This is a genomic window from Candidatus Dadabacteria bacterium, from assembly GCA_026708565.1.
In the GTDB taxonomy this organism is placed as follows: Bacteria; Desulfobacterota_D; UBA1144; order Nemesobacterales; family Mycalebacteriaceae; genus Mycalebacterium.
Window position 1 is genome coordinate 17623 of record JAPOUR010000002.1, and the last position, 25847, is coordinate 43469.

Sequence of the window (25847 nt, forward strand, 5' to 3'; positions counted from 1 at the left end):
CCGCCCCCGTACCTGAAACAATTTTGCGCCAGCAGACGTAAGCAATGAGCGCAGACACAGACCCTTCAGACCATACCCGTCCCGCGGACGAGGATTTCGTTATCAGCAACGCCGTGAGCGTGTTCGGAGACGCCGCTCCCGGCGTTATTGTGGGCCCCGGAGACGATGCGGCCGTGTTTGATGCGGGCGCGCCGGAATTTATTGTGGAGAGTTGCGACTGCGCCGTTGAGGAAGTGCATTTCAGGCGGCGGTGGCTTTCCCATCCGGCATTTGGAGCCCGCGCGGTCGGCTTGAGAGCGGTTCTGTGCGCCGCAAGCGACATCGCGGCCATGGGAGCGGAGCCGAAAACCGTTCTGTTGAGCCTCGGTCTTCCGCCCGGCACAACAGGCAAAACCGTCTGCGACATTCTGGACGGCGCGCGGGAGGCCGCCGCCCTGATCGGCGCGGCGGTTGTCGGGGGCAACACGTCGGGCGCGCCCGTTATCTTTGCGGACGTAAAGGTTACCGGCTTCACAAAGGGGCGCGTGTTTGTGAGAAACCGGGGGGCGGAGCCCGGAGATGACATCTTCGTAACCGGTCTTGTGGCGGAAGCCGCGGCGGAAATGCGCGCTCTTGACACAACGGAAAACGCGCCCGCAAATGGCCCGGGCAGATTCTCTTTTCCCGAGCCCAGAGTGGCCGCGGGGCTTGCCCTTTGCGGGGAGCGGGCGGCGACCGCAATGACCGACACAAGCGACGGCCTGCTTGCCGATATGGAAAAAATCGCGTCCCTTTCCGGCGCCGGGGCGTCCCTTTTTCTTGAGCGGGTCCCGGTATGCGGGCGGTTTTCCGGCTCCGCCGAAGAGGCGGTGACCGCAGGCGGCGACTATGAGCTTGTGTTCACGGCGCGCCCCCGGATGCGCGGCGTAATAGAGGGAATAGCCCGCCGGGCGGACGTCCGCATGACCCGCATAGGCGAAGTTACGCCTCCGGGCGCGGGCCGCATACGGAAAGGAGGCGGCGAGGTCGCCCGCGAGAGGTTCGCCTCGGGCGGCCACAGGCACGGACTGTCATGAACGACATGATTGCGGGGACGGCAACCGCGCTGTTGTTGCTCGGCGCGTCGGCATTTTTCTGTTTTGCCGAGGGCGCGCTGTTTTCGCTCGGCAGGCATCAGAGGGAGAACATAAGGAGCGAGGGCGGCAAAAAGGCCGGGATAATAGAGGGCCTTTTAAGAAAACCCGGCGAGCTCATAGTAACCGTGCTGTTTGCGGACGAGGCGGTCAACATAGCGTATTCCGCAACGGTTGCCACGCTGGTGGCGGGCCTGATGGGCTCTTTCTCTTCCGAGGCGGTAATGATTGTTTCAGTCGCCGTGGCGTCTCCCGTTCTGCTCATATTCGGCGAAACCGTGCCCAAGACCCTCGCCGTCAGGTTTCCCGGTCCCGTCTCAAAGGCGGTGGCGGAGCCGCTAAGTCTGTTCCACTGGTTTATCACACCGGTGCGCCGCCTCATAATGGAGTTCTCAAACCTGTTCATCCCGATGAAGGACGGCGACGGAGACCCGCCGGAAACCCCGGCTCAGGAGTTCAGCGAGGAAGACATTGAAACGCTTGTCCTGATGGGCAGGGAGGAGGGAGTGGTAAACGAGGTTGAGAGCCGCCTTGCAGACCGGCTTTTCCGCCTCCGGACCACATCGGCGCGCCAGATAATGACGCCCAACGTGCACTGCATGACGATGAGCGCCTCCCTGCCCGCCTCCCGCGCCCTGTCCGTGATTGAGACGGCGGGATACTCAAGAGTGCCCGTCCACTCTCAGGACAGAAACGACATCAGGGGCATCCTGTTTGCAAAAGACCTTCTGCTCAAGCCGCCGTCCGGAGACCAAACCGTTGAAGACTACACGCAGGCGCCCTACTTCATTCCCGGAAGCAAAGACGCCTTTGACCTCCTGATGGAATTCCGCCGCCGCCGGATTCACATGGCGGTGGTGGTTGACGAGTACGGGAGATTTGACGGCCTCGTAACCCTTGAGGACATCCTTGAGGAGATAGTGGGCGAGATAGAGGACGAGAGAAGCGTGTCCAGAAAACGGCTCACTCCCCGGTGGGAGGGGGAGAAACTCATCATGCCGGGAAGCTACAGGGTTGACGATTTCAACGAAGCCATGCTGTTTCCGCTCCTGAAGTTTCTGGGCATTGAGAAGTTTCCCCCCGCGCTCGCCTCCTCGGTCATTCCTTCGGACGAGGGAGCCGGGGAAACCGTGGCGGGCTTTGTCTTCGGCAAGTTCGGCCACCTGCCGACCGGGGGGCAGAGCGTGGAACACGGAAACCTTGTGTTCACGGCATCGGTGATATCGGGAAAGAGGATAAGTGAAGTAACAGTCCGGGCAAGGCGGGAGGGCGGGCAGTGAGCATCATGGCGGTGGCGGCGATTGTGGTTCTGTGCCTTGCGCTTCAGGCGTTTTTTGCCGGTTCCGAGATAGCGCTGATATCGTGCGACAAGATAAGAATGAAGACGTTTGCGGGCAGGGGCTCGCGCTCGGCGAAACTGGTTCTGCGCTCGTATGCCGAGATAGACAGATTCCTCGGCACAACGCTCGCCGGCATCAACATAGCCCTGATAACCAGCACCATACTGCTGACCTTTTATCTGGAGGAGCACGTCGGAGACGGCGCAGAGCTTTATTCCGTGCTCATACTGTCGCCCCTCATTGTGGTTTTCGGTCAGGTGGTTCCGAAATCCGTCTTCAGGAGAAACAGCGACTCGCTCATACTCTGGGCCATATACCCGCTGTGGGTCGCGACAAAAATATTCCTTCCCCTCACGTGGTTTGTTAACTTCTTCACCCGTCTGGCTCTGCGTTACGCCGGGCACAGGTCTGCGGTCACGCGGGGGGAGATAATGGACGCCATAACGGCGCACGAGCGCGACGGCGGCGGGGAAAAACGCCGTATGCTCCGCAGGGTGTTTTCGTTCTCCGAGGTCACGGTGGGCGACATCATGGTGCCTCTTTCATCGGTCAGGGCGCTTGATGAGAACGCCACCGTTTCCGAGGCGACCGAACTTGTCAGAAGTTCGGGATACACGAGAATTCCTCTTTACCGGGGCCGGATTGACAAAATAACGGGCGTGCTGCATTCGTTCTTCCTTCTGCGCGGCAGGGATGCGCGGACGGGGACAAACGTGGCGGAATTCTCTTCGCCCGCGCTTTTTGTGACTGAAAGAAAACCCGCAAGCGAGCTTCTTGAAGACATGAAGGCCGGGCGCGACTCAATGGCGGTGGTGGTTGACGAGTACGGCGGCGCGGTGGGCATAGTCACCATTGAGGACATAGTTGAGGAGATAGTGGGCGAGATAGAGGACGAGCATGACAAGGACGAAAATCTCTGGGTAAAGACCGGCGCGGACGAGTATCTTGTATTTCCCCATATCAGCGTTGAGCGTATAAACCGGGACCTCGGCATACGAATACCCGAAGACGGGGGATACGAAACGCTGGGCGGCTTTCTGCTTTCGCGCTTCAAGTGCATCCCCTCGCTCGGGCAGACCCTTGAGGCGGGCGGCGCGATTTTCACCGTGGAGTCCGCCACTTCACGCGCCATCAAGCGGGTTAAAGTTACGCATGCGGGTTGATATTGGAGTTTTTCCATATAATAATTTGTGCCTGTTTCTGTTTAAGGGGATGTAGCTCAGTCTGGGAGAGCGCTGCCTTCGCATGGCAGAGGTCGGGGGTTCGATTCCCCTCATCTCCAGAATCTCGCGCCGCTGTCTGGAGTTTTTTGCGCAAAACGTATAGAATAGCCTCTCGGCTGTCGCCGGAGATACCGATGCGATTTTTTCTGTCCGCACTTTTCTGCTTTTTTTTGAACGCCTTGCCCGCGGCGGCTCATCACCCGTTTGAGGGCGCGGTTTTGACCCGCTGGTATCAGGGGCTTCTTTCGGGCTTTGCCCACCCCGTCATAGGGCTTGACCATCTCGCCTTTCTTACGGCGGTGGCGGTTTTGTGCGCCGCCCGTTTCAAAAGCGCAAAGGCCCTCGCGGCGTTTGTTCCGGCGACTGTGGCGGGCGTGTTTGCCCACCTGCTTTTTTCCGGTCATGCGGAGGCCTTCTTTTTTGAAACTGCGGTTGCCCTGTCAGTGGCGGTTGCGGGATTTTTCGTCCTGACCGGAGCCGGGGGCTCTTTTGCCGCCCTGTGCTTTGTGTCCGTTGCGGGGCTCTTTCACGGCTTCGCCTACGGGTCGGGCATAGTGGGGGCGGAGGCCTCGCCGCTTGTTTTCTACATAACGGGTCTGGCGGCGGTTCAGACGGCGGTCGTGCTTGCGATGTCCGCCGCCTTCTCGCGGGCGTGCGCCGTGTTTCCGGGCGGTCGCGCGGGATTTTCAAGAGCCGCCGGTGTCCTCCTTTGCGCCGTGGGCGGCGCGCTCGGTCTCATGTCCGTCCCGTTTTGATAAGAGACGGGTCTCCAATATAATCTCTCCGTAATGGCCGACTCAAGCACACCCATGCTTGAACAGTACAGGAGCATTAAAAGCCGCCACCCGGACTCCATACTGTTTTTCCGTCTGGGAGATTTCTACGAGATGTTCTTTGAGGACGCCAAAACCGCCTCCGCCATACTGGGCATCACCCTTACTTCGCGCAACAAAAATTCGGACGCGCCGATTCCCCTGTGCGGAGTTCCGTGCCACAGCGCGGACGGCTACCTGTCAAAACTGCTCTCAAGCGGACGCAAGGTCGCCATATGCGAGCAGGTTGAGGAAGCCGGGCGCGGCAAACTGGTGGAAAGGCGGGTTGTAAAAGTCCTCACGCCGGGAACCGTTCTGGGCTCCGAATCGCTTGACTCAAAAACCAACAACTACATAGCCTCCCTCGCGAAAGGCGCGGGCGGCTTTCACCTGGCGCACTGCGACATATCCACCGGCGAGTTCAAGGTCTGCTCTTTTGAAAACGAGGCGGACGCGGCCGCCGGTCTCGCAAAAATTGAGCCCTCGGAAATACTGCTTCAGTCCGCAGACACCGCCGCCCTTGCGGACGCCACCGCCCCCCGTCCGCTTGTAACCGTCCGGGACGACCTGTTTAACACTTCAGACCCCTCCGGGGCGCTGATGAGCCACTTCCGCATTTCATCCGCCGGAGCGTGCGGTTTTGCCGAAAACTCCGGCGCCGCGCTGGTGTGCTCCGCTCTTGTTGACTACATGCGTGAGACCCAGATGGAGTACATGCCCGCCATAAAACTTCCGGTGTTTTACGGCCCGGAGGGACATGTTCAGATAGACGACTGCACCAGAAGAAACCTTGAACTCCTAAAACCCCTGAATCAGGATGACGGCCCCACCCTTGTGAAGGCCATTGACTTCACCCTGACGCCGATGGGGGGGCGGCTTTTGAGAAACTGGATTGACTACCCGCTCACCGGCGCGGGAGAGATAAACGGCCGTCTGGACGCGGTGGACAACCTTGTCTCGGACACCCGGCTTGCCGAGGCGGTTTCCGGATGCCTCAAGGGAACGGGGGATATGGAGCGGCTTGCGGGGCGCATATCCACTCCGTCCGCGCGCCCGAGAGACCTGTCCGCCCTGAAAGACTCCCTGCTTCGCGTTGCCGGTCTCAAGGAGGCGCTCGCCCCGGCTGAGGCCGCCTTCCTCCGCGCCGCGCGCGCCGGGCTGGACACCCTTCCCGGCCTCGCCCGCGAGATAGGCGAAACAATCTCGGACGAGCCGCCCGCCACGGTGGCGGAGGGAAACGTAATCAGGGACGGCAAAGACCCGGACATTGACGGCTTGAGAAAACTTCTCGGCGAGGGCAGAAACTGGATATCGGGGTTTGAGAAGAGGCAGAGGGAGGAAACGGGCATTCAGTCGCTCAAAGTGGGATACAACAGGGTTTTCGGCTACTACATAGAGGTCAGAAAGAACGCGCTGGACATGGTTCCGCCGTCCTATGTGAGAAAACAGACACTCGCCGCCGCCGAGAGATTTACAACTCCCGAACTCTCGGAGTGGGAGCAAAAGATAAAGACCGCCGAGGATGACATACTGAGGGCAGAAAGGGAGGTGTTTGAGCGTCTGCGGCGGCTGGTTGCCGCCCGCGCGGATGAAATCAGGGCGTGCGCAAAAGAGGTTGCCGTCATTGATGTTGTCTCCTCGTTTGCGACCTGCGCCGCCCGCAACGGATACTCAAAGCCGCAAGTTACCGGAGGCGGTGAGATAGAACTCACCGGCAGCCGCCACCCGGTTGTGGAACAAGTGCGCGGACGCGCCGATTTTGTTTCCAACGATGTGATGATGGACTGTGAAGACAACAGTTTCCTCCTGATAACCGGACCCAATATGGCGGGAAAATCCACTCTTATACGGCAGACCGCCCTCATTGTTCTGATGGCGCAGATGGGAAGTTTCGTCCCGTGCTCAAGCGCGAAGATAGGAACGGTTGACAAGATCTTCACCCGCGTGGGCGCGTCGGACAATCTCGCGCGCGGGCTTTCAACCTTTATGTCCGAAATGGTTGAGACCGCCTACATAATACGAAACTGCACCGCGCGCAGCCTTGTGATTCTTGACGAGATAGGGCGCGGCACGGGAACTTTTGACGGCATGAGCATTGCCTGGGCGGTCGCCGAATACTTGCGCGATGCGGGCTCAAGAACCATGTTTGCCACCCACTACCATGAACTTGCCGGTCTCTCAGGCGTCCGGAACTACAATGTGGCGGTCAGCCGGAAGGGAAACGACATAGTGTTTCTCAAAAAACTTGTTCCCGGCGCGTCCAGCCACAGTTACGGAATTCAGGTCGCCGCCCTCGCGGGCGTTCCCGCTCCCGTGCTGGAGTCGGCGCGCGCCATGCTGTTGTCGCTTGAAGACATGCGCTCAAAGATGAGCGAGGTTCTGGGCTCCCGTCAGACGTCCCTGTTTGCGGACGGCGCGGACAATGCGGATGATGCGGCGCCGTGCGGGGACGGGCGGCTTCGGTTTCTCAAAGAGGATGTGTCAAAGATAGACACCATGAACCTGACGCCTTCCGAAGCCATAAAGGTAATTGAAAATCTCAAGGGCAAACTGGTGGACGATTGACCGCGCGGCTGCTCGGAAAACTTCTTCCCGGTCTCAAGGGGGCGCGGCGCGGGACAAGCGCGAATGCGGGCGAGGAAATAGCCGTGAAGTTTTTGAAGAAAAAGGGGTTTGCAGTCCTTGAGAGAAACTACAGAGGCAGATACGGCGAGATAGACATCATCTGCTCGGACGGAGGGGTCATCTGTTTTGTTGAGGTGAAATCGCGCTCAACCTTCGGCCACGGACTGCCGCAGGAGTTTGTTGACAGGCGCAAAAGGAGGAAGATCAACCTCACCGCCCTCCAGTATATAAAGGAAAGGCGGACGGGCTCTCGGCCAATGCGTTTTGATGTGGTCGCGGTTGACCTCACGGACAAAACCGCAACTCTGATAGAGGGCGCTTTTGAGGCGGAACTCGGCTGACAAAAATTTTTTCAAACAGGTCTTGACCCTTAAGTAGAATCCCTTTACTATTGGACAGCAAGTTAGGAAACCCACTTAACTCCTCCTCCTGCTTCACAAGAGAGGCTCCCGAACAACGGGGGCCTCTCTTTTTATTTATTCGCCTCCGTAGCCGGAGAGGTTGGAAAGTTTTTTAAGCGACATTGCCCCGCGGACGAGCGAGTCGTTTATCTCCCATGTGGGATACGCCTTGATGTCTTTTTCCGCGCACAGTTTCGGGTCGGCGTTTTTTCCCGCCGGGTGGCATTCAACATAGTTCAGAAGCTTTGCGTGGTCGCCGAAAAACGCTTTCTGCGTGGCGCACGCCGGGCATCTGAACGAGCCGTACATAACCGCGCCGGTCTGCTTCAGATGGAGCGCGAGGCCTTTTGCAAAACTGTCGTTTGCGGGCGCGGCGGCTTGCGGCGCTTCCACCGTGGTTCCGGAGATAAAGTGGTATGAGTATCCCGCGCCCGCCGAGAAAACGGCGATTAGAACCGCCGCCGCCATGCGCGATGCCCCCGCCCCCCGGACTGACAGAATCCACACCGCCGCAACCATCAGGGCGGACGCCACGCAGAACGGGCAGACCTGTTTTATCACAAAGAACTCCGCCCACGAAAGGTATGCGGAAAACCCCGCCCCCGCGCTCGCAAGCGCTATCACTGCCGTCCGGTTTTCTCTGATGTTATAGAAGGCGATGGCGGCGTAGCCAAGCATGCCGAAAAGAGATGCGGGCATGCCGAAGACCTTGGAAAATCCGCTGTTCAGAACCTCATTGCACTGCCAGTTGCCCGAACAGTATGTCGCCGTTCCGTCCGTTGTGTAGTATATTGCCGTCAGGTAGAGGCACAGCAGAAAGCCCGTTGCGCACAGAGCAGTGGTAACCGCGCCCGAAGTTTTGTCCGTCATGATGACCCATTCTAACAGCAATTTTACGGAATTATTAGCGGAGCCCCCGCAGTGACCTCTCGCGGAGTTGCCGAGTTTGTGTCAAAGGCTTTTTCCCCGCCGCTTGTCGTGTGCTACGGGGCTGCGGCGCTCCTTCCCCGCACGGGCGGGGAGATATTCTGGGCGCCTCTGATAATCGCCGTCTTTGTGGGGCCCCCGGTCGCCTATGTGCTTTACCTTTTGCGCAAGGGGGCCGTGTCCGGATTTCATCTCTCAAAGCAGACGGAGCGTTTCCGTCCGCTCAAGTTTATGGTCATAAACACCGCGGCGGGGATGCTTGTTTTCAGCCATCTCGGCAGTCCGGCGCTTGTGCTTGATGTGGTTCTCGCCTGTCTGATTGCGCTTCTTGCCGTGTATGCGGTCACCCTCGGCTACAAGGTGAGCGCGCACAGCGCCGCGATATCGTCTCTCGCCGTAATCCTGCTTTTTCTCTACGGGGCCGCCGGCGCGGTTGGCGCGGTTTTAATTCCGGTTGTTTCGTGGGCGCGGGTGCGCCTCGCCGCCCACACCGCCGCTCAAACGGTCGCCGGGTTTGCGATTGGCGGCGCGGTTACCTTTGCCGTTCTGGCTTTCAAAGGGCGGTTCTGAGAGTGCCGCCGCCGTCCGCCGCCTCAAATATCCTGTCCGCTATATCTCCGCCGTTGTCCGGGTATTCAATGCCGCGCGGCATCGGGGAGTTCACGAACCTTTCAATCTCCCCCTCAAAACCGTCTCCCACCTTTGCCGCCCTGACGCCCATCTGCTTGAGCGCGGCGGCGTTGCACTTCTGCTCGTACTGCCCCTTCATCGGAATGACGAGAAGTTTTTTGCCCAGAAACAGCGCCTCGGACGGGGTCTCAAACCCGCTGTTGCAAAGCACCCCCTCGCTTGAGCAGAGCGATTTTTCAAACCCGCCGGAATTCACCGGAAACACCGAAACATTCCCGCGCCTGCCGTCCAGAGCCGACCGGTGTTTGGAGAAAAGATGCCACTCAACATCAACCTTGCGCAGGAAGGGCTCTATCTTTTCCGGCGCAAAAGAGGGCAGATAAACCGTATAGTGACCGGCGTTTGTTCTCTCCCTCTCGCGCACCTCGCGCCTTACCACCGGGGTCTCTATGAAAGAATCGTATTTCTGGAAATGAAGCCCCAAGGGGATGGAGACCGGCGCATACCAGCAGAGAATCGCCTCGCCCATGCGGTCAACTTTGGCGGGGCGGGGCGTTTTGTCGGACGCAAAAGAGGTCTGGTGGGAAAGAGACACGCACTTTTTCCCTTTCAGAAAGCACGCCCATGAGGTTACGGGCTCAAAGTCGCTCACCACGATATCGTAGTCTTCAACGGGAAGTTTCTTGACGTTTGAGAAAAAATTGTGCGGCCTCATCCGCCGGACCGATGACAGCAGGTCTATGCCCCCCTTTTTGCCGAAAACAAATCCCAGCCCCCTTGGCCGGAACTTCACCTCCGCGCCGATGTCTATCTCGCTGTGCGACTCGCTCAGAAGTATGTCCACTTCCGCCCCCCGCTCCTTCAAAAACCGCAGCACTTCGCGCGACCGCGTTATGTGCCCGTTGCCCGTTCCCTGAATTCCGTAAAGAATTTTCATCCCTTTCATACTATTTCCGGCGGCGCGGAAATCAACAGGTTTGCCCGCCGCCCCTTTTATCTGTAGAATGCCGCCGTCACGGGACTATGGATATAAATTGGTCTGACAGAATATCGCAACTGCCTCCTTATCTTTTCGCCGAGATAGACAAAAAGAAAGCGGCGCAGATTGAAAAAGGCGTTGATGTGATAGACCTCGGCGTGGGAGACCCGGACATTCCGACCCCGCCGCACATAGTCCGCGCGGCGGCGGACGCCCTTGCCGACCCTTCAAACCACCGCTACCCGTCCTACGCCGGAATGGCGGAATTCAGAGGCGCGGCGGCGGCGTGGTTTGAAAAGCGTTTCGGCGTCTCCCTTGACCCGGAGTCCGAGGTTCTCGCCCTGATAGGCTCAAAAGAGGGGGTGGCGCACGCGCCCATGGCGTTTATAAACCCCGGAGACCTCGCGCTTGTCCCCGACCCCGGATATCCGGTTTATCCGGTCTCCGTGGCGTTTGCGGGCGGGGTGTGCCACAAAATGCCGCTGTTGAAAGAGAACGGCTTTCTGCCGGACTTGGCCGCCATACCGCCCGAAGTGGCGGCGCGGGCAAAGATGATGTTTCTCAACTACCCGAACAACCCTACCGCGGCGGTTGCCGGGGGTGATTTTTTTGAAAGGGTCGTTGAGTTCGCCCTCAGGCACAACATAGTGGTCTGCCACGACGCCGCCTACACGGAGATGGCGTTTGACGGCTTTGTTCCGCCGAGTTTCCTTGAGACTCCGGGGGCGCGGGAGGTGGGTTTGGAGTTCCATTCCCTGTCAAAGACCTTCAGCATGACCGGCTGGCGCATAGCGTTTGCCGCCGGAGCGGCGGGAGCGGTGGGCGCTCTCGGCAAGGTGAAAACCAACATAGATTCCGGGGCGTTTCAGGCGGTGCAGATCGCCGGTATAACGGCGCTTTCCGCGCCCGACCCGGGCTTTTCCGACCGTCTTGAAACCTATCGTGAGAGAAGGGATATATTTTGCGAGGGTCTTGTGAAGGCGGGTTTGGCGCACACAAAACCGCTCTCAACCTTTTATGTGTGGTTTGAGACCCCGGACGGAGTCGGTTCGGCGGAATTTGCGTCCGCGCTGCTTGAGCGGTGCGGGGTCGTGGTAACGCCCGGAAACGGATTCGGTGAGTTCGGCGAGGGCTATGTGCGCGCGTCCATAACCTTTGACACCGAAAGGGTGAGACAGGCCGCGGAAAGAATAGCGTCCCTGTCGTTCTGACACAGTACGCCGTGGCGCTTGTTTTTGAGATACTCTACCTCGCCTCTCTGCTGGCTCTCTCCGCTCTGGGAATTTACCGGTACCGGCTCTGCTGGCTTTATCTGAAAACGCGCTCCGTCCGCCCTTCCGCCCCGTCTCCGCTTCCCTCCGCCCTTCCGTCCGTAACCGTTCAACTTCCGGTTTACAACGAGGTTTACGTGATAGAGCGGCTAATAGACGCGGTTTGCGCAATGGACTACCCGCGCGACCGGCTTGAGATACTGGTGCTTGACGACTCAACGGACGAGACGGCAGGGGCGGCGCGCGCGGCGATAGAGCGCAAGAAGTCCGAGGGGTTTTCCATAAGCCACGTCCGCCGCGACTCAAGGCGCGGATACAAGGCGGGCGCGCTCAAAGACGCCTCCCCGCTTGCGCGGGGCGAGTTCACAGCCCTGTTTGACGCGGACTTTGTTCCCCCGCGCGACTTTCTTATGCGCGCTCTTGCGTGCTTCTCCGACCCCTCGGTCGGAATGGCGCAGGCGCGCTGGGGGCACATAAACCGCCGCCAGTCGCTCCTTACGCGCCTTCAGAGCGTCTTCCTTGACGGGCATTTCCTCATAGAACAGGCGGGACGCTCGGCGGCGGGGGTGTTTCTGAACTTCAACGGAACGGCCACGGTGATAAGAAAAACGTGCATGGAAGCCGCCGGAGGCTGGCATGATGACACGGTCGCGGAAGACCTTGACCTCAGTTGCCGCGCCCAGATTGCGGGATGGAAGATACGGTATCTGCCGGATCTGGTGTGCCCCGCCGAGCTCCCGTCCGACATTGAGGGGCTCAAATCCCAGCAGCGCCGCTGGGCTATGGGGGGGATACAGAACGCAAGAAAGTTTCTCCGCCCCATACTTGCGGGAAAAGACCTGTCTGCGGGCTTCAAGGCGGAGGCGGCGTTCCACATGCTCGGCAACCTTTCCAGCCCGCTTTTTCTCGCCGTGATTCTGTCGGCGGCGGCGGTAAACATTCTGGGCGGCTCGGTTCCGGCGGCGTTTTACTGGTTTATAGGCAATATCGGGTTTGCCGCCAGCGGCGGCATCTTCGCCTTTTATCTGCTCGCCGCCCTTGACCCGCGAAGCGAAGAAAATGTGCCGGGGATGCTTCTTCTCGTGCCGCTGACGATGGTGTTGTGGGCAGGGATGTCTCTCAGCAACACGGCGGGGGTGATTCGCGCGGTGTTTTCCCGCTCCGGCGGAGAGTTTGTCCGCACGCCCAAGACCGCCACCGCATCCGCCTCGGTCTCCCACCCGCCCACGCTTTACGCGCCGCGCTTCGGCTCGTCGCTGTTTTTTGAACTCGCGCTTGGCGCGGCGCTTGGTCTTTTCGCATTGCGCGCCCCTGAGGGAGAGCCTTTTTTAAGGATGCTTCTGTTTATTTTTTCGGCGGCGTTTTTCTTTGTTCCCTTTCTTTCGGTAAAGCGGCGTTTTGAGAGATTGACAAACCGGTCTTGACAAAGCCACCGCCGAATTTAGTATTAGTCCCTGACACCGGCGGGGTGAGCCGGTAACAAAACACGGAGGTTGTTTAACATGGCGGAGAGTTATCGTTTCAGTTCAAGGACAAAGCATTTTGTTCAGCCCCGGCAGTGGGCGAGCATGAGGGTCGCAAAGGAACTTGAGAAAAAGACCGGCAAGAAGGTCATTCACTTTGAGAAGGGCGACTATCAGGGGCCGGACTTTGAGACCCCTCAACATATAGTGGAGGCAACCACCAGAGCGGTGGAAGAGGGTTACGTCCGCTACGATCCGGGTCCGGGGCTTCCCGAACTCAGGGAGGCGATAGCCGAAAAGACGACAAAACAGGGGCGCAAAACCGACCCCGAAGAGGTCATCGTAACCGCAGGCGCAAAGCACGCGCTCACCGCGTCTCTCAACATATTTCTTGAGGACGGGGACGAGGTGATCTTTCCCAACCCCGGCTACCCGCCGGACGAGGTCTGGGCAAAGTATCTCGGAGCCACGATAAAGCACACCCCCCTCACCGACCCGGACTGGCAGTTTGATGTTGAAAGGCTTGAGTCTCTCGTTACTCCGAAAACGAAACTCATTATCATAAACACCCCCCAGCGTCCCAACGGCCACCTTGTTGAGAATCCCGAAGAGATAGCCAGTATGTGCGAGAGGCATCCCGGCCTTGTCGTCATATCGGACGAGATTTTCTCTCAGGTAACTTTCGGGAAGCCGCACAAGACCATAAGCGCAATCTCCGGAATGGAGGACAGGACAATCGTCATAGACACGTTCTCAAAAACGTGGGCGATGACGGGATGGAGAATCGGCTGGGCGGTTGCGCCGAAACCGGTAATAGAAAAGATGTCCATATTCCTTCAGGACTCAATCACAAATGTCGCCGCCCTTGTGCAGCGCGCGGCGTATGCGGCAATCACCGGCCCGCAGGACTGGGTTGAGAACAAGCACAAACTTCTGCAAAGCAAGAGAGACAGAATGGTTGCCGCTCTGAACGAAGTTCCGGGCGTCAAGTGCGACACGCCGGACGGCGCTTTCTACGCCTTTGCGGACATAACCGGCACGGGTCTCACCTCCCAGCAATACACGGACCTTCTTGTTGAGAAGGCGGGTGTAGCCGTGGTTGCCGGAACTGCTTTCGGCGACAGGGGAGAGGGCTTTATCCGCGTAACCTACGCATGCTCCGATGAGGACATAGACGAGGGAACACGCAGGATGAAGGAACTCAAAATCTGAATTGAAGCAAAAGGCGGGCGGCGGAAGCCGCCCACCTGCTTCCCTGCTCCGACACGGAAGGAATGACGGGGAAACCCCCATCTTCCCCTTCCCCCAATTTTAACCCTTCGTTAACCAAACCTTCAAAATTGGCGAGTTGACTATCGGTCGCGGGGCGATGCCCTGCGGACTTCTTTAAGGAGGAAAGCAAAGAAGATGTTTGGACGAAAACTCCGTCTGTTTTTGATAGGGCTTGCCGCGCTTGCCGTTGCCGCGCCCGTTTCCGCAGTTGAGGTTGACGGAAAACTTCCCAACTACAGAAAGACGAAAAAGAAGGTTTCGGGAACGATAAACAGTATCGGCTCGGATACGATGAACAACCTGATGGCTCTGTGGTGCGAGGGCTTCAAAAAGCGCTATCCGAGAGTCAAATGCCAGATAGAGGGCAAGGGCTCAAGCACCGCCCCGCCGGCGCTTATCAAGGGAACTTCCCAGTTCGGCCCTATGTCGCGCAAAATGAAGGCAAAAGAGATTGACGCGTTTGAAAAGCAGTTCGGATACAAACCGGTTGCCATTCCGACTGCGGTTGACATGCTCGCCGTGTTCGTGAACGAGCAGAACCCGGTGAAGTGCCTGTCAATCCGGCAGGTTGACGCCGCCTTCTCAAAAACCAGAAGGTGCGGCGCGGATTCTCAGGTCTCCACATGGGGAGACCTCGGAGTAACAGGCGCGTGGGCTTCCGGTGCAATAACCCTTTACGGCAGAAACTCCGCCTCCGGAACATACGGCTACTTCAAAAAGAGAGCGCTCTGCAAGGGCGACTTCTCGGACTCCGTAAAAGAGCAGCCGGGCTCGGCTTCCGTTGTTCAGGGCATAACCAAAGACAAGTTCGCCATGGGCTACAGCGGAATCGGCTACAAAACCTCCGGCGTGCGCGCCATCGCCCTCTCCAAAAGAAACGGAAAGTGCATGGAGCCTGAGCCGCACAACACCAAATACCCGCTTGCAAGACACCTTTACCTTTATGTGAACAAAGAGCCGCGCTCGCGGCTTGACACGCTTCGCAAGGAGTTCCTCAAGTTTGTGCTCAGCAAGCAGGGGCAGAAAGTGGCCATCAAGGACGGATACATACCGCTTGACAACAAAACCGTGAGGAAAATCAGGAAGGAATACCTTGACGACCGGAAGTGGAGGTGGAGGAAGTAACCCCTCCGCTCCGTTGCCGGGCGGACTTTAAGCAATGAGAAGGATTTACGACCGCCTCGCCGCCCTTTTTATAACCCTCGGAGGGGTTGCGATAATCGCAAGTGTTCTGGCGGTTTTCGTTTTTATACTGCTTGAGGTTCTGCCCCTTTTTTCCTCGCCGTCCTACGGCGCGGCACGGCAGACATTGCCCGCCCCCTCGGTTGAAGGGGCGATCGGCATGGGGGTTGACGAGCACAGGCAGACCGCCTACGCCGTTTTCCCGTCCGGGGATATAAGACTGTTTTCCGCCGACACGGGCGGGGTTGTCGCGACAGTTCCCACGGGCGCGCCCGCCCGCTCTTTCGCCGTTCACACCACCGCAGAGTTTTTCGTTGTAGGCGGCGAAGACGGAGAGGCGCGCGTCCACTCAATCACCCACCGCGACACCTACGCCGGAGAGGGCGCGTCCCGCGAGGTGGAAACCGACATCAGCCTTGCCGCCTCTCTCGCCGTGTCATCCGCCCCTCTGGAGCGCGTCTCTCTTGCCGTGTCGGATTCGGGAGACTATCTGGTCGCCGCGACCTCCGGCGGCTCGCTTTTTCTTGCCTTCGCGAAAGGAGAAGAGTTTGAGGAAAACCCGTTTGCCGAAGAGGCCGCCCCGCAAGTTGTCGCCACCGAAGCGGCGGTCGCAGACCTGACAGGAGATTTGGGCGGGGCGCGGGTTACCGCCCTTGTTCTTGCCGAGGAGGGGGCATTCCTTTACGCCGGCACGGCGGACGGGCGGCTGTTTCAGTGGGACTGCTCCGACCCGGCGGAGCCGGTTTTTCTCGGCTCGCGCCCCGCAACGGCAAGCCGCTCCGTGCCCGTAACGGCAATGGCCGCCCTGCTTGGCGAACGCTCCATCGCGGTCGGCGATTCGGACGGCGGGCTGTCGGTGTGGTTTCGGGCGGCGGGAAGCACGGAGCCGCTTAAGACGCGCTCTTTTGAAAACCTTCCGGCCTCCGTGACTCTGCTTGCAAACTCGCTGAGAAACAGGGTTCTGCTCGCCGCCGATTCTCTCGGAAACATCGGGGTTTTCCACTCCACCACGGAGAGAAGGCGGCTGCTCATACCGGGCGGGTCTCCCGCAAACGCCATAGCGCTTGCGCCCAAGGGAGACGCCGTTGTGGCGGCGGTGGCGGACGGCTCTCTTGTGAGTTGGCCCATGGAAAACAGTTATTCGGAGATAAGCATAAAGGCGGTGTTTGCCCGCATGTGGTATGAGGGATACGACGGGCCGATACACATGTGGCAGTCAACCGGCGGCACGGACGAATTTGAGCCCAAACTCGGCCTCGCCCCGATAATTTTCGGCACTTTCAAGGGAGCCGTGTATTCGCTTCTGTTTGCCGTGCCGATAGCGGTTTTCGCCGCCCTGTGCGTCTCGCAGTTTCTCCACCCCTCTTTCGGCAAATACATCAAGCCGGTCATTGAAATAATGGCGGGGCTGCCGAGCGTGGTCATCGGATTTTTCGCGGGTCTGTGGCTCTCGCCCGTGCTGGAGAAGGTGTTTCCCGCGCTCATCATAATGCCTTTTGTGGTTGCGGCTTTCGCAATGCTGTCGCTTTATCTGTGGAAGGCTCTGGGCTCGTCCGTCCGCCACCTGCTTCGCCCCGGCGCCGAATACGCGCTTCTGTTTCCCGCCCTTGTCGCCGCCGTGGCGCTCTCGCTGTGGCTGAACGCGCCCGCCGAGCGGCTGCTTTTTTCCGGCGACTTCAAGGCGTGGCTTGCGGCAATCGGCCTTGACTTTGACCAGAGAAACGCCCTTGTCGTGGGCTTTGCAATGGGCTTTGCCGTCATACCGATAGTTTTCACAATCGCCGAAGACGCCATGTCCGGCGTGCCGGGGTCCCTTGTGGCGGCGTCTCTCGCGCTGGGCGCAAACCGCTGGCAGACGGCGGTGCGGGTGGTTCTGCCCGCCGCGAGTTCGGGCGTTATGGCGGCGGTGGTCATCGGGTTCGGCAGGGCGGTCGGCGAGACGATGATAGTGCTTATGGCGACCGGAAACACGCCGCTTATGGACTGGAACATATTCACCGGTTTCAGAACCCTGTCGGCAAACATAGCGGTTGAACTTCCCGAAGCCCCTCAGGGCGGCGGGCTTTACCGGCTCATATTTTTCACAAGTCTTCTGCTGTTTGTGTTCACTTTCGCTCTGAACACAGCGGCAGAGGTGATAAGGGGGCGGCTGGGCAAAAAGTTCGGTCCCCCGGCGTAGGGGTTTTATGATGAGGAAGGTTTCTTTCAGGGAGGTTCTGGGAAGCGGGGAGGCGTATTCGTGGATGTCCGCCGCCGCCCTTGCCGCCGCAATACTGATGATTGCGGGGCTGCTGCTGCTCATCACCGCAAAGGGGCTGGGGTTTTTCTACCCGTCCTCCCTTGCGCGGATAACGCTTGAGGACGGCGAGGTTGTTCTGGGGCATTTTGCCGGAAGCGAAAAAACCGACACCGGCACACAGACAAGGCTCAAGGTCGGCAACAGGGACGTATACGGCCTTGCGTTCCGCCGCATTGATGACGCCGCCGTCCGCTCGGTTGAGTATCCCCGCGATGCGGTTGTGATAAACCGCTGGGAGTGGGGCGACATGATAGGGACAGTAAAGGAGATACGGTCGGGGGGGGAGGCCCTTGCCTACGGCGGCGACACGGCGGCGCTCGCCCCGTATGTGAAAAAGGCGCGGGAGTTGCGGGAGCGGGCGGACAGGATAGCAACCAAAGAGGTGGAGGGCATTGACCGCCGCATAAGAAAGGCGCTGGAGCGGGCGGAGAAGACCGGCGACCCGGACGGCAGATTCGCCGCGCGGGCGGAGGAGCTTGAAAACCTTTATGCGGAAAAAGAGGCGGAACTTGAGGAGATTTACTCACGGATTGATGAAGACTCAATAGTGGTGGCGGTTGCCGGGGGCGGCGAGAGGGAGGTTTCCTTCGGCAACATAGAGAGGGTGTTTGCCCCCAACGCAATGGGGGCGCTGTCCAGGGCGGCCCTTTACCTTGAGAGGTTCCGGGTGTTTGTCTCCACCGGGCCGCGCGAGGCGAACACCGAGGGCGGAATCCTTCCCGCGATACTGGGCACGGTGATCATGGTTATCATCATGAGCGTAATGGTTATGCCGCTCGGCGTTCTGGCGGCCCTTTACCTGAGCGAGTATTCAAGGAAGGGCGCGTTTGTGAGAATAGTGAGGATTTGCGTGAACAATCTTGCCGGGGTTCCGTCCATTGTTTTCGGGGTTTTCGGGCTGGGCTTTTTCATATACGGAATCGGGGGGCTGATAGATTCGGTTTTCTTTGCCGAGGCCCTTCCCGCGCCCACTTTCGGAACGGGGGGCGTTTTGTGGGCGTCTCTCACGCTCGCCCTGCTGACAGTTCCGGTGGTCATTGTGTCAACCGAGGAGGGGCTGTCTCAAGTGCCCCGCAACATGCGCGAGGGCTCGCTTGCGCTTGGGGCGACAAAATTTGAAACCATCTGGAAGGTGGTGCTTCCGGGCGCGCTTCCGGGCATCATGACGGGTCTTATCCTTGCGGTCGCCCGCGCAGCGGGCGAGGTTGCGCCGCTTATGCTTACCGGGGTGGTAAAACTCGCGCCCGACGCCCTTGTTGACGGCAATTTCCCGTTCATCCACGCCGAGAGAAAGTTTATGCATCTGGGCTTTCACATATACGATGTGGGCTTTCAGTCGCCCAATGTGGAGGCCGCAAAGGACATTGTTTACGCAACGGCGTTTCTGCTTATCGCCATAGTCGCCGCGCTCAACCTTGCGGCAATTTTCATAAGAAGCCGCATAAGGGAGAAAAAGTTCGGCTCCGCGGCCGTCTGACACCGGAGGAAACCATGGAAGAGCAGTTTGAATCGCTTGACAACACAAACTTTGAGAACGTCATCGCCGAGTCGCGGGACCTGTGCCTTAAATACGGCGACACCCCCGCCCTCAAAAACATCACGATGCGCGTTCCGGCAAACAAGTCAACCGCGCTCATCGGGCCTTCGGGCTGCGGAAAGTCCACATTCCTGAGGTGCTTCAACCGCCTCAACGACCTTCTGGACAATGTTACGATAGAGGGGAAGATCTCCGTTTCCGGTCGCGACCTTTACGACAAAGACCTTGACGTGAGCGACCTTCGCAGAAGGGTGGGAATGGTGTTTCAGAAATCAAACCCGTTTCCCTCCTCCATACACGACAACATCGCATACGGGCCCCGGATAGCCGGTGTCAGAAACAAGGGCGACCTTGACGGCATTGTGGAGTCAAGCCTGAAGCAGGCGGGTTTGTGGAAGGAGGTGAGAGACCGCCTCGGCGACAGCGCGCTTGCTCTTTCGGGGGGGCAGCAGCAGCGCCTCTGCATAGCGCGCGCCATAGCGGTGCGCCCCGACCTCCTGCTTATGGACGAGCCGTGCAGCGCCCTTGACCCCATCGCCACCGCCAGCATAGAGGAACTCATCAGGGAGCTCAAGCGCGACTACACAGTGGTCATCGTAACCCACAACATGCAGCAGGCGGCGCGGGTTTCGGACTACACAATGTTTATGTATCTTGGAAAAATGGTTGAATACGATGAGACGGAGAAGATATTTCTCAATCCGTCCGTCAAACAGACCGAAGACTATGTGTCCGGCAAGTTCGGATAAAAGGAGGGAAGAATGGCGACAAGCAAAATAGAACAGGAAATACAGGAACTCAGAAAAGACCTGCTGGACATGGCGGGCGCGGCGGACTCCATGTTTGAGCGGAGCATAGGCCTGATTAAAGACCCCACCGACGTCAAAGACCGCATAGACCAGATAAAGACAATGGACAACGAGGTTGACTCAAAAGAGGTGGTCATTGACTCAAAATGCGTCCGCCTGCTCTCCCTTTACGCCCCCGAAGCGTTGCAGCTCCGCACCACTGTGGCGGTGATGAAGATAAACAACGATGTTGAGAGGGTGGGAGACCATGCGGTCAATGTGGCGCGCCTTGTGGGGAAAAGCGCGGACTACCCGCCGGTGGGCCTCCTCAAAGACGCCGCCGTGATGGCGGAGCGCGCCCTTGAGATGTTCAGGATGAGCATTGAGGCTTTTATGAAAGATGACAAAGACCTTGCCCTCAAAGTGCCGGAGAAAGACAAAGAGGTTGACCGCATGGAGTCCGTAATACTTGCCGGGGCGCTTGAGCACTCAAGGAAGTTTCCCCAGTCGCTTGCCGCGGCGACATGCATGATAGTGATAGCAAGAAACATTGAACGCGCCGCAGACCTTGCGACCAACATCTCCGAAGACACCTACTACCTGCTTACCGGCGAGGTTATCAAGCACACCTGAAAGAGATTGTGAACACGCTTCCGCGCCCCGGTTCACTCTCAACCGTTACATCTCCGCCGTGAACGGCGGCGGTCTGCCGGGCGATGCTCAGGCCCAGCCCGCTTCCCTCTTTGCCCGCCGCCGCGCTTCCCCGGTGGAAGCGGTCAAAGATCCGCTCCCTTTCGTCCGCCGGTATTCCCGCGCCCCGGTCGCTCACTTTCACCTTCGCGCCGCCGCCGTCCGCCGCCGCGCCCACCTTCACCTCCCCGCCTTCGGGGGAGTATTTGATTGCGTTGTCAATCAGGTTCACAAGGGCGCTCTCAACCATCATCCGGTCGCCTTCCACCGCAAGCCCCGCCCCCGCCGACACTTCAAGGCGGATGTTCTTTTTTTCCGCCGCCGCGCTCACCGCTTCCGCCGCCGCGCTCACCGCTTCGGCAAGGTCAAATTTTTCCTTCAACTCCGCCCCGCGCCCGTCCGTCTGCGTAAGCCGGATAACGCGGTCGCACAAATCGGCGAGGCGGCGGACGTTTCTCTCAAGCAGGCGCGTCATCTTTTTTGTCTGCGCGTCCGCGCCTTCCGTCATGTCGGCTATCGCTTCCGCCGCTCCCACTATTGATGTGAGAGGCGTTCTTATCTCATGCGACATGTTGGTTACAAGAGCCCGGTTTTTTTCGGCGAGGGTTTTGAGTTTTGCCGTGTCGGCAAGAACAAGAACCACCTCGCCGCCGGGAAGTTTCGCCGCCGCCGCCTCGTAAAAGTTTTCAGACGGGTAAATGTCGGCTATTTCGCGCCTGATGACCCGCCGCCCGCCGCCGAGGGATTCCTCTATCAGGCCGCGAATCTGCGAACTGAAAATTGCCTCCCAGTAGTTGCGACCCGTAATGTCCGCCGTGGCGGAAAGCATCTCCCGCGCCCTTTTGTTTGCCGCAAGCACCGCGCCCTGAGGCGACACGCACACCACGCCTTCGCCGAGTTCTTCAAGAACGGCGGAAAAAAGCGCCCCGCGCTCACCCGCCCGCCGGGCGCGGTCCCGCGCCTCTCTTTCCGCCGCGCCGAGGGCGGCCGATTTCTTCATCGCGTCTTTCTCCGCCCGCCTGCGGGAGAAAACCGCCGCCGCAACCGCCGCCCCGGCGCATAAAAGCGCAACCGCCGCCGCGCCCGCGCCGCCCTCCGAGTTCAGATATGCCAGCGCCCCCGCCAGCGCGCAAAGCGCCCCCGCCCTCCGTGAAATCCTCACCCTTTCTCCAGTTTGTAGCCCACGGCGCGGACGGTCTTTATGACAACGCCGCTTCCCGCGAGTTTCGCCCTTATATTTTTCACATGCACATCAACCGTGCGGTCGTATGCAAGCCGGTCGTCAAGCGAGCTTTTCTGTTTGAGTATCTGGTCTCTGCTCATCACCCTGCCCTCGTTGCGGGCGAGAAACTCCAATATGCGGAACTGGGTCGCGGTGAGGCGTATGGGTTTTCCTTTGACTTTCGCCTCAAAACTGCCGGTGTCTATGGCGAGAGAGCCGATTTGAATAACGTCATCGTCCGCCCCGCCGCCGTCCGGTTTTTTGCCGCGCCTCATCACGGTTTTCACCCGCGCCGCAAGTTCGCGCGTGCTGAACGGCTTGGTTATGTAGTCGTCCGCGCCGATTTCAAGCCCCAGCACAATATCAAACTCGGTCGCGCGCGCCGTTATCATAATCACCGGTATTGACGATGTGCGGGAAGACGCTTTGAGCCGCTTGCATATCTCAATGCCGTCCAGTTCCGGCAGCATAAGGTCAAGCAGAATGAGGTCGGGCCTGAATGAGTTTATGGACAGCATAAACTCTCTGCCGTCCCGGAATGTTTTTGTTTTGAACCCCTCTTTTTTGAGTGAGGAGGAGACGATTTCAAGGATGTCCTTTTCGTCGTCAACTATTGCCACTGTTTTGTCAGCCATTTGCGACCCCGCGCTATTATACATATAAGAGCGGGGCGGGATTTGCCGCGCCCTTTCCGTTAACTGTTTTTTAACTTTTAATTCCCCGAACCTTAACCGCGCCGTTTCATAATCAACCCGTAAGCGGGAGACCCGCGAATTGACGGGAGGAACACGGATGAAAGTGTTGCAGAAAATCACGGCGGCGTTTGTTGTCATTGCGCTTGGGGTTGCGGCTTTTGCGCCGCAGTCTCATGCGGAGGTTGACTATAAGAAGGCGCTGGTTTACACATCGCCGGACGGGAGGTTTCAAATCAAACAGAACTTCCGCATTCAGTTCAGGGCTGACTTCACGGACAGTAATGAGGCGGATTCTGATTTGGAAACCGATTTCATGATTCGCCGTCTGAAGATGAAGTTCGGCGGGCATGCCTACGAGAAGTGGCTGAAATACGGTTTTCAACTCGCGGGCAATGCGGGTCGTGATGACAGGCCGAGGGAAGATGACATTAAGATAGAGGACGCTTTCATTGTTATTGCGAAAAGCAAAGCGGCGGACTTTAAGGCGGGGAGATACAAAATCCCGTATGAGAGGGAGATCCTCAACTCATCATCCGCGCTTCAGTTTGTTGACCGCTCCATTGCAAAGGAAGCCGTCATAGGCGGCGACCGCGCGGACGGCTTCTCGGTTGGAGGAATTCTCGGCAATCTTATCGCCTACAGGATGGGTCTTTTCCAGTTTGACGGAGACCCTTTCAGCGGCGGAGACAACATACTGCTTGCGGGCAGACTTCAGGCGAATGTCTGTTGCGGTGAGTTGAAATACTCAAGCGGCAGTTTCACGGCGGGCGGCGATTACAAGGTAACGCCGAACTTTGCCAAAGTTCCGACCTTTTCAATCGGGCTTGGCGGTTTCTCCCACACCGGCGAAGATTCAAGAAACGGTTTCACCGCAGACCTTGTTGCCAAGGTTGAGAGGGCAAACTTTGAAGCCTCCGTTAACTACGGCTCATTAGAAGATGGTTCTGAAGACTACAACAGACTTTCCTACAGGCTTCAGGCGGGCGCGATGCTGACATCCGATCTTGAAGCCGCAATCAGGTGGGCGGGCATAAGCAACGACACGGGCGGCGGCAACGATGAGCGCGAAATCACCTTCGGGCTCAACTACTACCTTGCCGCCGGGCACAGGGCGAAGGTTCAGGTTGATTACTCAAACATCAACGAGAAGGACGGAATATCTGCGGGCAAAGACAAGAAAGAGAACAGAGTAAGGGCTCAGATACAGGTTTCCCTGTAATTGTCCCCGCGCCGGACACCTTAACCTCCGCCGAAAAAATTTCTTGAAATCTCCCTTGTTTTCATATACCATAGCCGCAACTTGAGGTTGGTTGCCGGTTCGCTTCCTTTCCCCGCAAGTTAGATAATTGTTGACAAACCTGTCTGCACTTGCCTATAATGCGTGTGAAATTGCGGACTCGCAGTCCGCCAGTTTTAAGGAGGTAGGAGACATGAGAAAAGCTAACTGGCTTGTGATGTTTCTTATTGCTGTTGCAGTAGCCGTTCCGGCGTCTGCTGTGGAGCTTAGTCTGGGAGGATTTCCCAGTTATATGTCCACTGAAGCGCGTTACCTTGAGAACGCGACCTACAGGTCCGCGTCCGATCAGGATGACGCAATCTTCTTTGTGGACACCACCCTTAGGGTTACCCCGCAACTCGCTCTGAGTGAAGCGGTAACCATTAGGGCGCAGGTTGATATAATGAACAACAACATTTGGGGCGGCTACACAGATGAACTTCTGGGTGGCGCTTCCACGCTTGTCAATTCATCTATTTCACCCAGCGATCAGTTTAGAGGAACCATTCTTCATGGAAACGCGACTTCAGACTGCCTTAACTTTGGCAATTTCTGCGCTGTTGAAGAAGACGCAGGTTTCTTCAATGTCCGCATGGTGCACGCCGATGTTGTTCTTCCGAACAACCTCGGATTTATCCGTGTCGGTCGCCAGCCGTTTGACTGGGGTCTTGGAATTCTCGCCAACGGCGGATGGGACCCGGCCAGCGATGGCGGCTTCCTCGTTGACAGGTTTCTTTGGTTGAAAACCTTCCCGACCGGCGGAGATGCCACTGTTACGGCTATCTTCGTGTCGGACAGGATCACTCAGGGGACAGGTCTCCAAACCGGAAACGGTGACGGATGGGACGGTGGCGCGCTTGCTGTCGTGTTTAATCACGCGAACATGGCGGGCGTTAATGTAACCGTTGGCGGTTACATCTTCCCCTACATCCATCAGGACGCTTTCATCGGTGGGTTCGGTAATCTTGACAGATACACCCTTTACTCCGGTCTTGTTGACTTGAAGTCTGACAGCTGGAAGTTCACGGGTGAAGTTCAGGGTGGATTCGGTGAAATCACCAACATTAGTGGTACAACCGACTCCAGCATCAAGAACGCCATTATCTGGGCGGTTCGCGCCGAATACCTCGCGCCGACACTTGAATACCTCAATGTTGTCGGAGCGGAGTTCGGATGGGCTGACGGAGACACAAATAATGATGCTTCTTGGACTACTGGGGAAGACATTGAGGGCGGTGTTATCGTCTTCAACCCGGCTTACAACCTTGACAACCTTCTGTTCAAGCACGTAATGCCTTCCATCTATCAGGACGCCCACAGCAACATACTTGCCAAGGCGGACGCCAGCGTTCAGAACGCCTACTACGCGCGTCTCTACGCTGACATACCTGTTACTGAGAGAGTTTCTTTCAGGCCACAGGTTGTTGTCGGATGGAACAATGAGACCGAAGGTCTTATGAGGGACGGCAGATGCGGTACCTTCCGTTGGGATGGTTGTCAGGTCGGTATCACGCCGAATACTACCAACCAAAACAATGTTGTAGGTGCCACTCTTGGTGATCCCAATTCTGGTGGGACCGGTAACAGAACAGTTACCGCAACTCAGCCGAAGCAGGAAGCCAGCGCCTATCTCGGAACCGAGATTGAGGGTAATGTGAAAGTTAACATCTACCCGGGCGTGGACTTCAACATCACGGGTAGCGTCATTGTTGCCGGCGAGGGTCTGACCGACCTTCTTGAGGCGCAAGCCTTTGCAGTGAACAATGTCGTAGTCGATACTGACACAGACGCAGCTGGAGTTCAGCACAGGTCATTTGCTACTGCCGATGATATTAACGCAGCAGTTGGTGGCCAGAGCGCCGAAGACATCATCTGGGGAGTTCAGACCAGTCTGAACATCTACATAGATGAGTTCTTCAAGTCAGACGACATCTAATCGTTGACAACTTGACACTTCCATCCCGCTAACAGGCGGAGGGAGTAAAAATCAGGCGGCGACCTTACAAAGGTCGCCGCCTTTTTTTATGCTTTCGCCCGTAACTGTTGAAAAATTCCATAGTATTTTGTATAATACGCCCGCAAAGTTCGGCGGAACTTCCCGCT

21 protein-coding genes and 1 tRNA gene are annotated in these 25847 nt (G+C 58.0%); 18 read left to right on the forward strand and 4 right to left on the reverse strand.

Annotation, left to right across the window (positions count from 1 at the left end; genetic code table 11):
• Window positions 1-44: 44 nt before the first annotated feature.
• The 7 genes from thiL (at window position 45) to OXF42_00285 (ending at window position 7453) form a co-directional block, all read left to right on the forward strand.
• A complete protein-coding gene (thiL, locus tag OXF42_00255; GenBank protein ID MCY4046533.1) occupies window positions 45-1055 on the forward strand; it encodes a thiamine-phosphate kinase in 1011 nt (336 codons plus the stop codon).
• Window positions 1052-2392 (forward strand): hemolysin family protein, encoded by a 1341-nt coding sequence (locus OXF42_00260; protein ID MCY4046534.1) that lies wholly within the window; start codon window positions 1052-1054, stop codon window positions 2390-2392. The genes thiL and OXF42_00260 overlap by 4 nt, the downstream gene beginning before the upstream one ends.
• Before the next feature lie 5 nt (window positions 2393-2397).
• Window positions 2398-3615: a hemolysin family protein gene (locus OXF42_00265; GenBank protein ID MCY4046535.1), complete on the forward strand. Its 1218-nt coding sequence runs from the start codon at window positions 2398-2400 to the stop codon at window positions 3613-3615.
• Window positions 3616-3660: 45 nt separating this feature from the next.
• Window positions 3661-3734, forward strand: a tRNA-Ala gene (locus OXF42_00270).
• Window positions 3735-3809: 75 nt separating this feature from the next.
• On the forward strand, window positions 3810-4430 hold the full coding sequence (locus tag OXF42_00275) for a HupE/UreJ family protein (GenBank protein ID MCY4046536.1): 621 nt from the start codon (window positions 3810-3812) through the stop codon (window positions 4428-4430).
• A 54-nt stretch (window positions 4431-4484) separates the two neighbouring features.
• Window positions 4485-7052, forward strand: coding sequence for a DNA mismatch repair protein MutS (gene mutS, locus OXF42_00280; GenBank protein MCY4046537.1), 2568 nt, complete (start codon window positions 4485-4487; stop codon window positions 7050-7052).
• Window positions 7049-7453 (forward strand): YraN family protein, encoded by a 405-nt coding sequence (locus tag OXF42_00285; protein ID MCY4046538.1) that lies wholly within the window; start codon window positions 7049-7051, stop codon window positions 7451-7453. Before mutS ends, OXF42_00285 begins: the two co-directional genes overlap by 4 nt.
• A gap of 135 nt (window positions 7454-7588) precedes the next feature.
• Here OXF42_00285 and OXF42_00290 read toward each other — a convergent pair whose 3' ends face one another.
• Complete coding sequence (locus OXF42_00290; protein ID MCY4046539.1) at window positions 7589-8383, reverse strand: vitamin K epoxide reductase family protein; 795 nt, start codon at window positions 8381-8383, stop codon at window positions 7589-7591.
• A 51-nt stretch (window positions 8384-8434) separates the two neighbouring features.
• On the opposite strand from OXF42_00290, the gene OXF42_00295 reads away from it, so the two are divergent.
• On the forward strand, window positions 8435-9010 hold the full coding sequence (locus OXF42_00295; protein ID MCY4046540.1) for a hypothetical protein: 576 nt from the start codon (window positions 8435-8437) through the stop codon (window positions 9008-9010).
• Here the strand turns inward: OXF42_00295 and OXF42_00300 are convergent.
• Entirely contained in the window at window positions 8994-10016 is a 1023-nt protein-coding gene (locus tag OXF42_00300; protein MCY4046541.1) for a glycosyl transferase, read from the reverse strand. The genes OXF42_00295 and OXF42_00300 overlap by 17 nt on opposite strands.
• A gap of 83 nt (window positions 10017-10099) precedes the next feature.
• On the opposite strand from OXF42_00300, the gene OXF42_00305 reads away from it, so the two are divergent.
• The 8 genes from OXF42_00305 (at window position 10100) to phoU (ending at window position 20494) form a co-directional block, all read left to right on the forward strand.
• Window positions 10100-11260 (forward strand): LL-diaminopimelate aminotransferase, encoded by a 1161-nt coding sequence (locus tag OXF42_00305; GenBank protein ID MCY4046542.1) that lies wholly within the window; start codon window positions 10100-10102, stop codon window positions 11258-11260.
• A gap of 11 nt (window positions 11261-11271) precedes the next feature.
• Window positions 11272-12744, forward strand: a complete 1473-nt coding sequence (locus OXF42_00310) for a glycosyltransferase (protein MCY4046543.1) — start codon at window positions 11272-11274, stop codon at window positions 12742-12744.
• A gap of 78 nt (window positions 12745-12822) precedes the next feature.
• Window positions 12823-13995, forward strand: coding sequence for an aminotransferase class I/II-fold pyridoxal phosphate-dependent enzyme (locus OXF42_00315; protein MCY4046544.1), 1173 nt, complete (start codon window positions 12823-12825; stop codon window positions 13993-13995).
• Between the two features lie 195 nt (window positions 13996-14190).
• Window positions 14191-15180 carry a phosphate ABC transporter substrate-binding protein PstS family protein gene (locus OXF42_00320; protein ID MCY4046545.1) on the forward strand — a complete coding sequence of 330 codons (990 nt, stop codon included), beginning with the start codon at window positions 14191-14193 and terminating at the stop codon, window positions 15178-15180.
• 34 nt (window positions 15181-15214) lie between these two features.
• Entirely contained in the window at window positions 15215-17416 is a 2202-nt protein-coding gene (locus OXF42_00325) for an ABC transporter permease subunit (GenBank protein MCY4046546.1), read from the forward strand.
• A 10-nt stretch (window positions 17417-17426) separates the two neighbouring features.
• Complete coding sequence (gene pstA, locus OXF42_00330) at window positions 17427-19013, forward strand: phosphate ABC transporter permease PstA (protein ID MCY4046547.1); 1587 nt, start codon at window positions 17427-17429, stop codon at window positions 19011-19013.
• A 14-nt stretch (window positions 19014-19027) separates the two neighbouring features.
• Window positions 19028-19822 carry a phosphate ABC transporter ATP-binding protein PstB gene (gene pstB / locus OXF42_00335; GenBank protein ID MCY4046548.1) on the forward strand — a complete coding sequence of 265 codons (795 nt, stop codon included), beginning with the start codon at window positions 19028-19030 and terminating at the stop codon, window positions 19820-19822.
• Between the two features lie 12 nt (window positions 19823-19834).
• Window positions 19835-20494 (forward strand): phosphate signaling complex protein PhoU, encoded by a 660-nt coding sequence (gene phoU / locus OXF42_00340; GenBank protein ID MCY4046549.1) that lies wholly within the window; start codon window positions 19835-19837, stop codon window positions 20492-20494.
• Here phoU and OXF42_00345 read toward each other — a convergent pair.
• Entirely contained in the window at window positions 20481-21713 is a 1233-nt protein-coding gene (locus tag OXF42_00345; protein MCY4046550.1) for an ATP-binding protein, read from the reverse strand. The two genes, phoU and OXF42_00345, sit on opposite strands and share 14 nt — an antisense overlap.
• The gene (locus tag OXF42_00350; protein MCY4046551.1) at window positions 21710-22408 is read right to left on the reverse strand and encodes a response regulator transcription factor; all 699 of its coding nucleotides are present in this window, start codon (window positions 22406-22408) and stop codon (window positions 21710-21712) included. The genes OXF42_00345 and OXF42_00350 overlap by 4 nt, the downstream gene beginning before the upstream one ends.
• Window positions 22409-22565: 157 nt before the next feature.
• On the opposite strand from OXF42_00350, the gene OXF42_00355 reads away from it, so the two are divergent.
• Window positions 22566-23687 carry a porin gene (locus OXF42_00355; GenBank protein MCY4046552.1) on the forward strand — a complete coding sequence of 374 codons (1122 nt, stop codon included), beginning with the start codon at window positions 22566-22568 and terminating at the stop codon, window positions 23685-23687.
• Window positions 23688-23898: 211 nt separating this feature from the next.
• Window positions 23899-25680 carry a hypothetical protein gene (locus OXF42_00360; GenBank protein ID MCY4046553.1) on the forward strand — a complete coding sequence of 594 codons (1782 nt, stop codon included), beginning with the start codon at window positions 23899-23901 and terminating at the stop codon, window positions 25678-25680.
• Window positions 25681-25847 lie beyond the last annotated feature (167 nt).